This window comes from Neorickettsia findlayensis (assembly GCF_009856525.1).
In the GTDB taxonomy this organism is placed as follows: domain Bacteria; phylum Pseudomonadota; class Alphaproteobacteria; order Rickettsiales; family Anaplasmataceae; genus Neorickettsia; species Neorickettsia findlayensis.
Genome location: NZ_CP047224.1, coordinates 93,739 through 108,700 on the forward strand (window position 1 = coordinate 93,739; position 14,962 = coordinate 108,700).

Consider the following 14,962-nt stretch of genomic DNA (forward strand, 5'->3'; position numbering starts at 1 on the left):
TTATTTTTTTAAAAAAAATGCTAAACTGTATCCTATCGCATTGTTGTAATCCTGCACGGTAAAACTGTGTAGGTAGGCGTGTATCGGCAGTCGTAGTAATGCTTTGGTGGAATGTTTTACGTGGTCCTGCTTGGAGAAAGAGTGCGGTACTGTATATGCGAAAACAGTATAGTGTTCACCCGGATTCATCTATCAATGTGCTATCTCTTGGGTTTTAGCAGTTATAAGTTGCCGGTCGGTTTTCAGAACGTATTGTATTTGGATTGTTTTTTATATTTGTGATTTCGCCTTATTTGTTTTCCAACCTCACACCAGATCAGGAAAAGGCACTGTGTCTCTTTATAGCTATAGTACTTTTCATCCTGTTTACTGTGCTTACGACATATATGCTGTATAGCTGTTGCGAAGCAAGTGAAAAAGTGGTGCATACTCAACAACGACAGTTACAGGCACCAGTATGTGTTGTTTTTATACCAGAGACTAAGGTCAGTGCACCAAGTGTTACTCCAGTTGGCGGTGTCGGGCCTGCTCTTCTTGATCAATTTAAGCGATACGTGTTTATTGATCCATGTGGTAAAGTGTCTTCAACTGTTGCTAAACTTAGCGGAGAATCTGTCTCTGTGCTAACGAATCCCGCCCTACCTGTTGCTGTAGCTCCCTCTACAATAGAAGGGCTTATAGGGGCTGGTGGTGTCGATGTAGGTACTCCGTTTGCCGCTCAAGTGGATAGTATGTCTTTGCATTTGGCTGCTTCTGTTACTCAGGCTCTTGGACATGTTACAGAGCCCAATCAAGGGTACCTTCTAACGTCTGCTTCGGAAAACCGCTTATGTGTAGTGTGTGATTCAAGATTTTTCTCATCTGGAGTAACTCGGCATGGATATGCAGATCATGCTCCTGTAGTGCCATCCCCACATGTTGCGGCGAGTGCATGGGCTAGAGGGATCTTCGGGTGGATGCAGCCGCTGAGGCAACCGGGTGGTATTTTAGAATCTCTGAGAGTAAGGGTTGTAGTGCCTAATCCGGAGTTTCGGTATCATTTTATCACTATTTGGCGCAACCTTGCTGCTTTTTCTGGTCATGAAATGAGGGATGCGATAGAGGTTTGCTGTGCGTCGGAGCTTTTCCTTGCATCTGGGCCGTCTTGTGATGTACAAGGTCCATTAAGGAATTAGTGCTTAGGGCACCATAGAGGGGGTTGTCTCTGGATTTTTCCACAGCGGTAAATTAGGAGCCCGCTTTTGTATGCTAGAAGCTCTCCATGTCCGTCTTTTGGATCGCTTATTTTTAAGCATCTGAGCTGTTGTGCGCAGTTTAGGATTTGTTTCTCCAGAAATATTATCTTCGTGGGTGGTGCAACCTGTACAAACAGCTCTATAGTTAAATACTTTACTTAGAATGCCGTTCTGCCTTAGTGCTTTTGATTGAACTGTGATTCAGTGATTAAGGGAATCTATGATGGTGAGTGTACTTTTTTGCTTTTAAGAAGAAGCTTTAGCCTATATTAGGTATCCCGTGTGTATATTTGGCTTAGTTATACTGAGGTGTTGACATATAGAATAGGATTGCGGTGTCCATACAAGACGAATGTCTGCAATCCTATTCTTCATAACGCACCAAATGTTTATATCCAATTCTTGCTAAGATTGGATTTCTAGCTTGTCACCAATTTTATCGAATGTAATCTTGCCATTTTCAGGTAGGCTACCCGACAGGATTGCTTGTGCTAGTGGATTATGAACGTATTGCTGAATCACACGTTTTAATGGTCGAGCACCGTATACTGGATGATACCCCTGTTCACACAGCCACTTCTTGGCTTCGTGAGTAAAAGAAAGGTGGAGGTTCTTGCTTTTTATGCGTTCCTGTAGCTTATGCAATTGAATCTCCAGTATCTGTTCTATGTTTTCTTTGCTCAAGCGATTGAAGAAAAGGATCTCGTCAAGGCGGTTCAGAAACTCAGGACGGAAGAATTGCCTGACTATCTCTAATATTTTAGTTTTCTCAACCTCAGTGATTTGTGTAGCTTCCGATAAAACATCTGATCCCAAGTTTGATGTAAGAATTAATATTGTATTTTTAAAATCAACGACATGACCTTGGGTATCGGTTAGTCTGCCCTCGTCTAATACTTGAAGCAATATATTGAACACATCATGATGTGCTTTTTCTACTTCGTCGAATAGGATTACTTGATATGGACGCCGTCTTACTGCTTCGGTAAGTATTCCACCTTCCTCATACCCGACATATCCAGGAGGTGCGCCTATCAATCGTGCTACGGCATGTTTTTCCATATATTCGGACATATCAATGCGAAGCAGTGCTGTTTCATCATCGAAAAGGAACTTTGCTAGTGCTTTGCTTAGCTCTGTTTTTCCAACACCTGTTGAACCTAAAAACATGAAAGATCCAAGCGGACGATTCGCATCTTGGACACCAGCTCTAGAGCGTCTTACCGCACTGCTGACTGCTTCTACTGCTTCATCTTGTCCTATGACGTGCTTTTTCAGCTCATCTGCTATCTTTAAAAGTCTTTGTTGTTCACTCCCCATCATTTTTTCAACAGGGATTCCTGTCCATTTGGCAACGACGTTTGCTATGTCGTCCTCTGTAACCTCTCTCTTTAGAAGTGTACCGCCCACTTGTTTTTCTTCATTGGTCAATCTATTTTCCAAGTCTGGAATGGTACCGTATAGGATCTTTCCTGCGGTTGCAAGATCACCGTTCCTCTGTGCAATCTCAAGCGAATACCTTGCTTCGTTGAGTTCCTCTTTCAATTTTTGTATCTCCTTAAGCTTTGACTTTTCAGCTTGCCAGGCGCTTTCGAGATCCGCTTGTCTTTTTTCAAGACCTTCTAGATCCTGCTTTATTTTTTCCAATCTGCCAATAGAATTGGCATCCTTTTCTTTTTTCAGTGCTTCTGCTTCTATTTTTAGTTGTATGATTTTCCTGTCGAGTTCATCTATTACCTCAGGTTTGCTGTCAGATTCAATCCTAATCTTACTTGCAGCCTCGTCCATTAAGTCTATAGCCTTATCTGGAAGGAATCTGTCTGTGATATACCGATTTGAGAGAACTGCAGCGGAGACAACTGCGCTGTCAGCAATTCTTATTCCGTGGTGGACTTCATACTTCTCTTTTATGCCGCGCAGTATTGAAATGGTATCCTCTTCTGTAGGCTGTCCAACGAAAATCGGCTGAAATCTCCTTGCTAGTGCGGCATCCTTTTCTATGTGTTTCTTGTACTCATCCAGTGTAGTTGCACCTACGCAGTGTATTTCCCCTCGTGCAAGTGCTGGTTTTAATAAATTCGAAGCGTCCATTGCACCTTCTGTTGCACCCGCACCTACGAGCGTGTGGAGCTCATCTATAAACAGAACGACGCTACCTGCAGAATCTGCAAGTTCGTTGATTACTGATTTTAATCTTTCCTCGAATTCACCTCTATACTTCGAACCTGCTATTAGTGCACCTAAGTCAAGTGAAAGTAGAGAAGCGCCTGCCAAATTTTGTGGGACATCTTTTGCAACCATCCGCATTGCAAGACCTTCAACTATTGCTGTTTTACCAACGCCTGGATCGCCAATAAGTACCGGATTATTCTTTGTTCGTCTAGAAAGGACCTGCATCACCCTCCGGATTTCTTCGTCTCTGCCGATAACTGGGTCAAGTTTTCCCGAGCGCGCAATCTCAGTTAGGTCTTTTGTATAGCGTCTAAGAGCATTGAAGTTGCTTTCCGCATTTGCAGAATCAGCCCTCCTACTTCCTCTGTTTGCATCAATGACCTGTTGTAACTTCGCTGCGTCCACACCTTGTTCTCTTAGAATTTTAGATGCTTCAGATTCTGTTGCTGCTACACCTTGCAAGAGTCTTTCTACAGTGACGAAACTGTCCTGTGACCTTCCAGCTATTTCAATTGATGTCTGTATTGTCTGTGCTGCATCTGGCGTTAGATGAATGTGTCCTGCACCTTGACCACTTACGGATGGCAGCTTTTTCAGTGTCAGGTCTACACTATTTAGGATCACTTCTAGATTTGCACCACACTGTTCTAGCAGTTGGTTGATAATACCATTGGTATTCTTCAGCAGCGCTCTCAATATGTGAAGCGATGTAAGCGTCTGGTGACCCATGCTTACTGCGTCTAGTTGTGCGTTTTGAATGATCGATGCTGAATTATCTGTAAATTTGTCGAACCGCATGCTCATAGTAAATAGCCTACAGTATATATAAGCATAAATTTGGCATTTTCATTAGTTAGTGAATGGTAACTTTTTCAGACTAACCAACCGCAGTAATGTATAAGCTAATGTATGCTGTTTGAGAGAATTTCCCTCATATATGGTGGATGATTTTGCAGAAGTGTCTGCTTGTTCATTCAGTTGTACACTCATGGACATGAGCACTAAAGTCCTCATGAGATATTCGGCTTACCGGTTTTCCATCTTGGTATTCTAAGGTGAACTCTTTGCTCATTGATTGCTGAAACTATACAGGTTAGGTAGAATGGAGGGATCGTCTAGCATTTTAAGGGAAGTGACTTGAAGAAAATACTGATAGACTCAAGAGAAGGTGAAACCAGGCTTGCTATTCTTAGGGGTGGTCTCCTTGTTGGATACGATTGTGAGCATACTACTAATTTACCTCAAAAGGGAAATATATACCTGGGAGTAATTTTTAAGGTTGACGATTCTCTACAAGCCGCTTTTGTTGAGTATTTACCTGGTGAATACGGCTTTTTGCCATTTTCTGAAATTCCAGTAGTTTACTTTGACCTGCTTGAAGAAGTTAAAGCAAATGCGATAGCTGAGGGCAAGCACGTCAACTTATACAAGCATTTTAATGCGACCGAGGTGGTCAAAAAGGGACTTGTTCTTTTCGTGCAAGTGACAAAGGAGAAGAGAAGGGCCAAAGATGTTACTTTGACAGCATATGTAAAACTGCCTGGTAGGTATTGCGTCCTGATGCCATTTTTGAAGGATTTGATCTTGTCTAAGCAAATTGTGGACGAGCAGGCCGTCAGTAGGCTAACGCGTTTTGCTGAGGAAGAAATGGCAGATAGGAAATACGGTGTTGTATTCAAGTCGTATTGCGCAAATGCTGATAAAAAAAATGTTTTGGGGGACTACTGTTCGTTGCTTTCCGAGTGGGAGAAGGTAGTTTTGCAGAGTGATAAAAGCAAGGCACCAAGACTCGTTTTCCGTGAAGCCAATCTTGTGAAAAAATTCTTGAGAGATTCATACGACGGAAGTGTAGGGGAAGTCATCGTTAATCACAGTGATGTCTACCGGGAAGCAAAGGATTACATACAGAATTCTCTTCACTTTGAAAATCCTAATATCACACTCTATTCAGATACTTTCCCTGTATTTGATAAGTACAAAGTTGAACCTCAAGTTGAAAGTTTATATGAAGAGACAATTTATTTGAGAAACGGTGGTTATATCGTCATCAACGGTACTGAAGCTCTAACAGCAGTAGATGTGAACTCTGGGAGGATGAAGAAAGAGAGCAATATCGAGGAGACTGCTTATAAGGTGAATATGGAAGCAGTTGCTGAGATTGTCCGCCATCTTGAACTTAGGGGAATTGCTGGCATTGTCGTGATCGATTTCATTGACATGAATAATTCCAAATACATGTTGAATGTTGAAAAAGCGTTGCAGGATGCTTTCAAAAGATATAGGGCGAGGGTGCAGATTGCCCCAATTAATAAATTCGGACTTATTGCGCTTTCTAAACAGAGGACCAAACACAATATTCTTGACTCTCACACTGTGAAATGTCCTTACTGTGAAGGCAAGGGTAAAGTGCTAAAGCTTGAGCATCAGGTTCGTAAGGTTTTTTCAGCTATATACTCAGCACCTCGCTGCAGGGAAGTTATTGTGACTGCCAATCCTGAATTAGCGATAGCCATATTCAATGGTTATCGCAAGATGCTGGCTCAAGCAGAAGAAGTTGTGGGAGGAAGCATAGTTTTCAAGATTGATGAAAAACTCGGGCTTGCAAAGGGCTTCGAGATTGCCTTTCACGAAAAGGATGATTTACAGATATTAGAGGAAGATCAGGCTGTAATCACTGTGGAAGAGCGGGCAGATGAACAGACAGTCAAAAAGGGAAGTGCTGTGGTAAAAGTGGAATCTAGGAGATCGTGGCTTGCGTCTTGGATAAAGAAGCTCACGGGGCTGTAAGGAAAGTCCGTATTCAAGAACCTTGATCTCTTCTTTTATGCTTAAGGAGAGTCGATGTAAGCAGTATTACGAACAATCCACCGGATAAGATACTAAGGCTGCCCCCGAAGAAAAAGATACCCTTAAACAATGTGGTACTTTCTCCTACCATTCCAGCGCTTTTTCTGAGTGCACCGTATCCGCCCATGAGAAGTAGGCCGGTAATGTGTGCAAATTGCCCAATGCTATATGTAGTAAGCTGCGCAATAGGGAGTTTTGAAGATAATGTTCCCGTAATATGGTAAGCGAATGCCATGAAAGCAAGAGTGATCCCAATGATTGAACCGTGGTAGTGAGCTGGGATAACGACATTGCTTTCCCTAATGAGAAAGCCTAAAAGTCCACCATAGATGAAAAGGCATGCTGAGAAAGCAAAAGCAGCAATATTAGGCCAATCCACTTTTTGTTTTGGAAGAGAGAGTAGGTAAAAAGTAAAAATGATTGGCGCGACACTACCTAGAACACGCATGTGATAAGTGAAAATCTGCATGAGAATTTCACTATCAGAGGAGAAGAAGAAATATAATACTGGAGTTGGCAAAACAGCTAGTAAGTTAAATAAAGACAGCCCGTGCAAGGTCCTATCAGACGTATTTATACCTAGGAGTGTCGCGTATACTAGCATCAGTGCTTGGCAAAACACAAACTGCAGTATGTGTCCGCCTCCCCAGAAGAGATACTCATAAAAGTTATACAATGTGATGCCACTTGTCATCCTCGTGTACGCAAGACAAATGCACAGTTGTGAGATTAAAAAAATTAGCGCGGTGATTCGTTCACATTCTCCTATGGTCCTACTGCACAGCGTGTTGATGGCGCTTACAGAGAGTCCAAATGAAAGTAGTGATAGCCCTAAAGCGTAAGGTAGATTGTCCAAGAAGGGGATGTAGTTGTTTTTTAATACGTATGTCTCCGGGATAAAGCCTGCAAGAAAAATGAAAATCACTCCTAGCAAACATAACTTGTAGCTGAATTTTTGAAAATGCCCATCGCCTACTGTTGTAGCAGTGGTAATAGCTAGCATCCACGCGTTGATTCCGAGTGTCACATGTACGACGAGTGAAACATCAAAAATATTTGGGAGTAAACCAACGAAGAATGGTAACCTCAGTAGGACGACAAATAGGGAGAAAATCCCTGATAGGCCTAAAGCCAGGATACCGAGAGAGAGCCATTTCTGCTTCATAATAGACGTAAAAAGGACAACTCCTGTGTATAGCACCGAAATTAACTAGACGGAAGAGATATCACGCTTCACAAAAGGGTGTAGACTTAGTCCGGCCGATTGGCAAATAGGTTTGCTGCTCACAATTGGACGCAAGTTCCTGATACAAATAGTTTTTCTAATACTTTTAGTGTTCTAGATGAATTAGTAAGATAGCATGGCACATAGAAACTGTAGTATACTCTTCGACTCTGTAGCTCACCGTTATTTCTATGGATTACGAAGCTTTGGAAAAAATAGTTGAATTTGCGCTCAATGAAGATCTAGGTCTCGGTTGTGATATAACAACTGAGAATACACTTTCCTGTGATTTAGTTGCGTCTTTCGAGGTGAATGCACGCAAGGAAACGGTAGCATGTGTGGAACCCTTGGCAAAAGTAATTTTTGGTCAATCAGGAATAGAATACTTTCTCAACAAGGAAGATGGCGATCGTGTTCTTCCTGGGGAATGTATTATACGAGGATGTGGTAGTGCCCGTCTGCTACTTAGAATAGAACGTGTGTTTCTCAATTTTATTCAAAGGAGTTGCGCAGTCGCAGCTGCAACAAAGCAATTTGTCGACGCGGTGTCTCACACAAAAGTAAAAATACGAGATACGCGGAAAACGACGCCAGGTATGCGCTGTGTGGAAAGATACGCTGTTAAGGTCGGTGGAGGAGAAAGCTATCGTAACTCACTAAATGATATGGTCTTGTTGAAAGATAATCATATAGCAATTTGTGGTAGCGTGACCGCTGCTGTATACAATTTGAAGGAGTCGCTTGGGGATATTTATATCACCGCCGAGTGTGACACATTTGATCAGGTGAAAGAAGCATTATCCGTGCACGTTGACTCAATTCTTTTAGATAACATGTCGGTTAAGGAAATTGTTGATTGTGTTACGTATATAAGAAATGTATCACCACGTGTGAAAATTGATGCTTCTGGGGGTATTACGCTTGCCACAGTGAAAGAAATTGCTGAAACAGGTGTAGATTTTATCTCGGTGGGAATGTTAACGCATTCTATCGTCAGCGCAGATATTGGTATCGATATAAAAGCAAGGCTCTGATTTACACGGAATGTCTCTTGGGGTGTACTAAAGGATTTTTTGAGTTCTTCCGCTTTGAATTATGAAGTTCTGAAGCCGGAAGCTCCCTCTTTGATAATTGAAATCTTCCCCGTAGTTGGTTAGAATCACCTGATGTATTACTTAGTGTTTATGCTCAAAATAAGGCTAGCAAGATTCGGGAGAAAAAAGCGTCCGTACTACAAGATTGTGGTTGCGAACAGTTCTGCTCCAAGGGATGGAAAGTTTTTGGAACAAGTTGGCAGTTATAATCCCCTTTTGTCGAAGGATGATCCTCTGCGTGTTTGTTTGGATGTGGAACGTATCCGGTACTGGACCAGTGTTGGTGCAAAGCCTACTGAGAGGGTTGCTAAGTTTGTTACCTCCGTTTGAATGACATGGTTTGTGCGGGGCGAGTCACTTCTACGCATGGCGTGAGGGGTTGTGTGCGCTTCCGTTCCTACATGAGTGCTGATTTTAAATTTCCGGGAATCGATCTGTCCATTGGCGGTGTTTCTTATACCGTATGTGGCGCGTTTAGCCGAAGGTTCCCTATGCTTGTCCTTACCCTGTCACGTGTTGGTAGTGCATGTGAGGCCGAAAAGCTGGTAGGACTTGATGTCTTTTTGTCTAAGTCGTTGCTTCCCACATTACAAGCAGGTGAGTATTACTGTGGGGATCTAGTAGGTCTAGCCGTGTATTCTTCCGAGGAACATGTCGGTTATGTCTCGATGTTGTATAATTTTGGTGCGGCAGCTGAGGTGCTCGAGATTATTCTTCTGTCCGGTAAAAAAGTCATGGTACCTTTTACTAGCGCATGTGTGGCGGACATTGATTTGAATAAAGAGCGTGTAGAAGTTGTGTTCCCTCAAGAGATATAGTTGCCATGTTGCTGTTTCTTGTACTAACCAACGTCCTATTAGTGTTGATATCTCTTTACCTGCTTTATGTTAAGGTGCGCACAAGTACCATTTTAGAAAATGAACAGGAAAAACTCGATAAAGCTCTTCTCGAGTTGTCTGAGTTTGAATCTATCTGTAGAAAGCAGGAAGAAGAGAATACTAACCTTATGAGACAGGTTGTCCAACTTGAGTCGGAGAAAAAAAGTTTTGAATATTCTCAAAAGGCCATGTATGCTGAGTTTGAAACCATGGCTAGCAAGATCCTTGAAAGTAGTGCAATTCGCCTTAAGGAGCAGTCTGTTAGTGATATAGGTGGGCTCTTAGAGCCACTTAAACTCAAGATAGCTGAATTTGAAAAGCGAATAGAGGAATCATTTCATGCTGATATCAAAGAGAGATATTCTCTGGCGAAAGAAATTGCACGTATGGCTTCACAGACCGATAGAATGATTGAAGAGGCAAACAAGTTGGGAAGGAGTTTGCGAGGTGACAGTAAGACCCAAGGTTCGTGGGGGGAACTTGTATTGAGCAAGATACTTGAGTGTTCGGGTCTGCAAAAAGGGCGAGACTACATGCTTCAGCAGAAGCTTGAGAACGATACTATTCCGGACGTGATCATCAATCTTCCTGATGGTAAGCACCTCGTAGTTGATGCAAAAACCCCTCTTAAGCATTATGACCTGTACATCAACACTCATGAAAAGGGACACCTAGAGAATTTCTTAAAATCCGTGAGAAACCACGTAAAAAATCTTTCAGGAAAAGAATACCACTCTGCACAGGAACTTTTTACTCCAGGTTTCGTATTTATGTTTGTTCCGGTCGAGAGCGCTTATGCACTTGCCCTTTCTAGTGATCTTGAATTAAAAGAATTGGCCCTACGAAGTAGGGTAATGATTGTTTCACCGAACTCACTTGTAGCGATGCTACAAGCTGTGTCTTCTGTATGGAAAATAGTTGATCAAAATAAAAACGCGAATGAAATAGCTAAAAAGGCAGGTGCTATGTACGATAAATTTGTTTTATTTGTGGATGAGTTAGTGAAGATTGGGCACTCTATTGCAAATTCTGACAGACTTTATAGAAGCGCTATGAATAAGCTTAGAGATGGAAGGGGTAGCCTACTCAGTAGGGCAGAGGACTTAAAAGGTATGGGAGTCCAAACCAATAAGGAAATCAATGAAGATCGTCTATATTTGAAGTCGGAGTGATAAGTGTAGCCTGAACCGTGACTAATACTGTGAAAGGTGAACCATTTTGGCGAAGATTCTTTTCTGTTGAAGTAGGTCGGTCTTGAAATCAAAAACTGGGTGCTCGAATAGGTTGAAGTATCTAAGTGTTGCTTTGTTATCTATTCTCTTTACCACTCCTGCTATCCGAGACATGGGGCGGTCTGCGAACTCTGGACTGCATCCGATAGTAAAAATTACCAAAACTTTTCCAACGATACCAACCTGGTCTCCGTATCTCATTGTTCCTTTAATGATGTCTATGACGTTACGCATCATTGTCACTGAGGTATCAGAGAGCTGTAAAAGTCCTGCTACACAATTTTCTTGATGTTGCTGGCAAAAATGTGAAAGAAGGACGAATTCTTCTCCAGTTGAGAGTGGGTCCATTATCCTGAGAACTTCATCCATTGAATACTCATAGTGATGTCTTGCCCTTCTAAATTCCGTAAGGTGGTCCAAGCACGAACGCTCTCTTGCTAATATCTCGTACCTCTTCTCTCTGCTGGATGTGCTACTAGAAGGGAAGATTTTTATCTTCAGTTTGATAGCCGCTCCATGCTTAGTTTTGAAATGGAGTTGCCTAGTTTTTGCAAGTACAGTTCCGATATCGATGTTGTAATCTTCGTACTCTAGATGTTCAGTGACCTTCTTTCTATCTGTACTCTCTAAGATATCAAGAAACGGCTTTCCTTGAAGCTCGTAATAATCATAAGATAGTAACGAGAGCATAGCATTATTTGCACCAGATATGAGAGCCGTATCGTCGTCATTTCCATGAACAATCGACACGACAAGATCCCCTTTTCTCCGTGCAGCCAATGCTTCCACAATCGTGACTTAGAAACTCCAGCTAGAGATGTTACATTAGCTTGATTAAGTTTAAATAAATTATCTTTCGTATTTTTTTGCCATAAACAACTGGGTTTTTTCAATGTTATACGCCCCAGGATATACTATAATTTGTAATCTCCCAATTGGGTCTTTAGAAGGTCGTGTGACCTTGGATTAATGTTAACGCGGTGGATTAGAAATATGACTTTTGATAGTCACCTCTCTGAATTAAGGTACAGAATGGTAGTATCCGTAATTTTTTTTCTTACTACTTTCTGCTTCTGCTACTATTTTTCCGAGGAGATATATAAGTTTCTGCTCAAGCCACTCGCTGAAGTAGCAAATCAGCCAGAGCGCATAGCTGGTTTGAACAGTAGTTTTACCCTTATTTACACTGGTTTAACAGAAACATTTGTCGTTTATCTCAAGGTTGCTTTCTTGGGTGCGCTTTTAGTCTCTTCTCCATTCTTCATATGGCAGATGTATATGTTTATTGCGCCCGGCTTATATCCTGGTGAGAAAAAGGCCTTTCTTCCTTATTTAATAGCAGCACCAGTTCTTTTCATTCTTGGATGTGCAGTAGTGTACTACTATGTTTTCCCGCTTGCTTGGAGGTTCTTTGTAAGTTTTGAGTATGACGGCAGTAAACCTGGAACTCTGCCAATAGAGTTCATGCCATCTGTTTCCGAATATCTTGACCTTGTTGTCCAATTCATGTTTGCCTTCGGTATAGCGTTCCAGTTGCCTGCTATCCTAACTTTATTGTCTCATATGGGGTTGCTTGATCATAATGTCTTGGTAAAAAAACGTAGGTTGTCGGTTGTGTTGATATTTATTGCTGCAGCTGTTCTTACACCTCCAGACGTGCTTAGTCAGATAGGATTGGCGATTCCAATGCTATTTTTGTATGAGCTTTCAATTTTTAGTTGTAGATATGTCAGTAAAAAGAGGACGGCGCTTGAGAAGGAAAGTAAAGAGAATTCAGAAGAATAGGAACAATGTTTTTAACGTTGTGATTATGGTCGGAGTTCTAGGTGCCATAATCTAGGTATGGACTTAATCTATGGTACCTCAGATGAAAGAGAAGAATTATAATTCAGATATGGGGATCAGAGATATACTAATGACAGGGAGCAGGTATCTTGCAAACTGGTCCTCTACTCCACATCTCGATGCAGAGCTTTTACTTGCTCATGTGTTATCTTTGAAGCGTGAGCAGCTGATACTGTATTACAATGAGGAGGTAACAGAAGCACAAGTAATGGACTTTAGAAGGTTGTTGGAACTTAGAAAAAGTCATTCTGTTGCGGCCATTGTCGGTGAAAAAGAGTTCTGGAAGTACAGCTTTGCCGTTAATAAGGATGTTTTAATCCCGCGTCCGGATACAGAAACGATACTGGTAGCTCTTTTGTCTCGCTATCAAAAGCTTAATCGCCCTTTAAAAATAGTGGAGTTAGGTACTGGAAGTGGTTGTGTTATTATTTCGATACTGAAGGAGTTCAGAAATGCGTTGGGGTTTGGTTTTGAAAAGTCAAGGGCCGCTTTTCATCTCAGCATGCGTAACATGCTCAAATATGGTTTGTGTGCTCGTTTGAAACTATATAGGCTCGACTTTAACACCGCAACGAGGGTCCTTTCATGCAAAGTGGACGTAATTGTTAGCAATCCCCCTTACATAAGACGCAGTGAAATTCCCTATCTCCAGCCAGAAGTACAAAATGAGCCTCGCATTGCATTGGATGGAGGGTTCAATGGTATATTGCCCTATTTCTCTATCTTGAGGCTTGCAAGCAAGATACTATGCCCGGGTGGAGAAATTTTTCTAGAAATTGGCAGCAGCTGGAGAGATTCAATAGTGTCGGCCGACTGTCCTTTTAAAATTGTTGAAAGGTATCGTGACTTATCCGGAGCGGAACGTGTTCTCGTTTTGAGATAAGTTTATCGCAAAACATTTAAGTGTGATTTGTTGATCTCGTTTTTCATTTCATTCTGCTGTCAAGTAGCTAAAAAATACATTTCAAAATATATTTTTTAAAAAAGTGTACTTTTCAAAAAAGTGATGATAAAATCGCGTGCGTGTTGATATAATTTTATAGCAAGTAATGGATTTAAGCCTACTGTCGTTGGAAATTGGGGCGTGTCACTGTGTACCACCTGAAGGTGAAGCTTCTGTTGCGATTTGTCCATGTTTAATTGTAAAATCTGACCTTGGTACAAGTGAATAGCGTCTTTGTAGGTCCTTTTTTCTTTGTAGTACGGTAGTAGAAGTACTACCCCCCACTATCTTATGCACTGGAAGTCTGGTAGTCCGTTAGCGACATCGCACTCGTATAGCTCTGGAGCTATACGAGGTCTGCTAGCAAGTGGTGTTATGGCCGAAGTATACCATGCGTTAGCCATGACACATACAAGCGACGTTGCTAAAATTGCTAGCACGATCGCAAAAGCAAGTTCCGCTCTCAGCCCTCCTGTGTTCTCCACGATATCCCCCGCTGCGCACAAGCAGGCCATAAGCACAATTGTGGCAGATGAGAATAGGTATAGTGCGACGGGGTTGCGCATAATATGCGGACTCAGTTTGTCCAGTAGTGCTTCCTTTGAGCGCTCGCCGGGTTTGTAATTGTCAAAGTCCTTAGGTTTTGCTGTTTCCCAAAGGTACAGAACTGTACTAAGCAGTGCTATTACGCCAATTGCAATCATCAGAGTAATCTTTTCGGCCGACCTAGTTGGAGTTGTGCATACATCATGCATTTTATTTGCGAGGTGCAGCGCAAACAATATCACGAGTCCCAAAGTAACCAAGAGAAGAATGATGGATGCTGCTGCTCTTAGGATTCTCAGTTTGTGCAGAACGTTGTGCCTTTCTCCACTATAGTACCTAGCAAGCAGACTCAAGCCGATAGCTTCTCCAATTCTTGCAAACTTCTCTTTATCCTCTTTCGTAAGAAAACAAGTCTGGTAAGAATCTCCAAAATGCTCCCTGAGGAAAACTAACATAATGGTCTGTACTTCCACACTGTTTGGATTTCCTAAAACTCTTCCGAAGACACTCCTTTGTGCCTCAGGACTAGCCAAATCTCGTTTTGTTGTTAACTTGAAGTATCTTGCGAAATAAACAACTCTGTCGTAGGCGCGAGCATTTTTACTCAACAGAGCCTCTTTCAAGTTTGTATGGAGGGTTTGTGCACCAAAGATGCTCTTAAGATTCATAGTAAGGCGTTTCATACTGCCCATCAGTTTTGTCCAAGTTGGATGTTATACGATAAAATAATTACTGAAATTCTAACAATGTTCTACATGATGACATTAATGAAATTCTAACAGTGTTTTACATGATAATATTAATTTTGGTTAGGTCCTAAATTATATGTGTTCTTACATATATGGCGAAGCAAAAGGCTGTCTATTACCCAAAATGTGCCTTGTGTAAAAATGGGAGAATCAAATATACCCATGAACCAAGAACATGCAACACAACGATAAAGTT

At 41.7% G+C, this 14,962-nt stretch carries 11 protein-coding genes and 1 pseudogene; 8 read left to right on the plus strand and 4 right to left on the minus strand.

All coding sequences use genetic code 11. The features are described from left to right. The first annotated feature begins 278 nt into the window (after nucleotides 1-278). Nucleotides 279-1,175, plus strand: a complete 897-nt coding sequence (locus GP480_RS00435; RefSeq protein WP_160094870.1) for a hypothetical protein — start codon at nucleotides 279-281, stop codon at nucleotides 1,173-1,175. 465 nt (nucleotides 1,176-1,640) lie between these two features. Here GP480_RS00435 and clpB read toward each other — a convergent pair whose 3' ends face one another. After that, nucleotides 1,641-4,205 carry an ATP-dependent chaperone ClpB gene (gene clpB / locus GP480_RS00440; RefSeq protein ID WP_160096060.1) on the minus strand — a complete coding sequence of 855 codons (2,565 nt, stop codon included), beginning with the start codon at nucleotides 4,203-4,205 and terminating at the stop codon, nucleotides 1,641-1,643. 339 nt (nucleotides 4,206-4,544) lie between these two features. Between clpB and GP480_RS00445 the strand changes: the two genes are divergently transcribed. Then, a complete protein-coding gene (locus GP480_RS00445; protein ID WP_160094872.1) occupies nucleotides 4,545-6,194 on the plus strand; it encodes an Rne/Rng family ribonuclease in 1,650 nt (549 codons plus the stop codon). A 13-nt stretch (nucleotides 6,195-6,207) separates the two neighbouring features. Here the strand turns inward: GP480_RS00445 and GP480_RS00450 are convergent, their stop codons facing one another. Then, the gene (locus GP480_RS00450) at nucleotides 6,208-7,419 is read right to left on the minus strand and encodes a hypothetical protein (protein ID WP_160094874.1); all 1,212 of its coding nucleotides are present in this window, start codon (nucleotides 7,417-7,419) and stop codon (nucleotides 6,208-6,210) included. 251 nt (nucleotides 7,420-7,670) lie between these two features. Between GP480_RS00450 and nadC the strand changes: the two genes are divergently transcribed. The 4 genes and pseudogenes from nadC to GP480_RS00470 all read left to right on the plus strand — a co-directional run bounded on the left by nadC (nucleotide 7,671) and on the right by GP480_RS00470 (nucleotide 10,623). Further along, nucleotides 7,671-8,513, plus strand: coding sequence for a carboxylating nicotinate-nucleotide diphosphorylase (gene nadC, locus GP480_RS00455; RefSeq protein ID WP_160094876.1), 843 nt, complete (start codon nucleotides 7,671-7,673; stop codon nucleotides 8,511-8,513). A 150-nt stretch (nucleotides 8,514-8,663) separates the two neighbouring features. Beyond that, nucleotides 8,664-8,891: pseudogene (gene rpsP, locus GP480_RS00460) on the plus strand (30S ribosomal protein S16); the annotation flags it as partial. Nucleotides 8,892-8,908: 17 nt separating this feature from the next. After that, entirely contained in the window at nucleotides 8,909-9,391 is a 483-nt protein-coding gene (gene rimM / locus GP480_RS00465; RefSeq protein ID WP_160096062.1) for a ribosome maturation factor RimM, read from the plus strand. 5 nt (nucleotides 9,392-9,396) lie between these two features. Continuing rightward, entirely contained in the window at nucleotides 9,397-10,623 is a 1,227-nt protein-coding gene (locus GP480_RS00470; RefSeq protein ID WP_160094880.1) for a DNA recombination protein RmuC, read from the plus strand. Nucleotides 10,624-10,644: 21 nt separating this feature from the next. Here GP480_RS00470 and GP480_RS00475 read toward each other — a convergent pair whose 3' ends face one another. Further along, entirely contained in the window at nucleotides 10,645-11,472 is an 828-nt protein-coding gene (locus tag GP480_RS00475; RefSeq protein ID WP_237111362.1) for a hypothetical protein, read from the minus strand. Between the two features lie 204 nt (nucleotides 11,473-11,676). On the opposite strand from GP480_RS00475, the gene tatC reads away from it, so the two are divergent. Beyond that, the gene (gene tatC / locus GP480_RS00480) at nucleotides 11,677-12,468 is read left to right on the plus strand and encodes a twin-arginine translocase subunit TatC (RefSeq protein WP_160094882.1); all 792 of its coding nucleotides are present in this window, start codon (nucleotides 11,677-11,679) and stop codon (nucleotides 12,466-12,468) included. Between the two features lie 82 nt (nucleotides 12,469-12,550). After that, complete coding sequence (gene prmC, locus GP480_RS00485) at nucleotides 12,551-13,411, plus strand: peptide chain release factor N(5)-glutamine methyltransferase (RefSeq protein ID WP_237111363.1); 861 nt, start codon at nucleotides 12,551-12,553, stop codon at nucleotides 13,409-13,411. Between the two features lie 344 nt (nucleotides 13,412-13,755). Here the strand turns inward: prmC and GP480_RS00490 are convergent, their stop codons facing one another. Continuing rightward, nucleotides 13,756-14,700, minus strand: coding sequence for a hypothetical protein (locus GP480_RS00490; RefSeq protein ID WP_160094886.1), 945 nt, complete (start codon nucleotides 14,698-14,700; stop codon nucleotides 13,756-13,758). Between the last annotated feature and the right edge of the window lie 262 nt (nucleotides 14,701-14,962).

Bases quoted from the DNA above. Each gene is read 5' to 3' on its own strand.
- clpB (WP_160096060.1), bottom strand. From the start codon at position 4,205: ATGCGGTTCGACAAATTTACAGATAATTCAGCATCGATCATTCAAAAC.
- GP480_RS00450 (WP_160094874.1), bottom strand. From the start codon at position 7,419: ATGAAGCAGAAATGGCTCTCTCTCGGTATCCTGGCTTTAGGCCTATCA.
- nadC (WP_160094876.1), top strand. From the start codon at position 7,671: ATGGATTACGAAGCTTTGGAAAAAATAGTTGAATTTGCGCTCAATGAA.
- rimM (WP_160096062.1), top strand. From the start codon at position 8,909: ATGGTTTGTGCGGGGCGAGTCACTTCTACGCATGGCGTGAGGGGTTGT.
- GP480_RS00470 (WP_160094880.1), top strand. From the start codon at position 9,397: ATGTTGCTGTTTCTTGTACTAACCAACGTCCTATTAGTGTTGATATCT.
- tatC (WP_160094882.1), top strand. From the start codon at position 11,677: ATGACTTTTGATAGTCACCTCTCTGAATTAAGGTACAGAATGGTAGTA.
- prmC (WP_237111363.1), top strand. From the start codon at position 12,551: ATGAAAGAGAAGAATTATAATTCAGATATGGGGATCAGAGATATACTA.
- GP480_RS00490 (WP_160094886.1), bottom strand. From the start codon at position 14,700: ATGAAACGCCTTACTATGAATCTTAAGAGCATCTTTGGTGCACAAACC.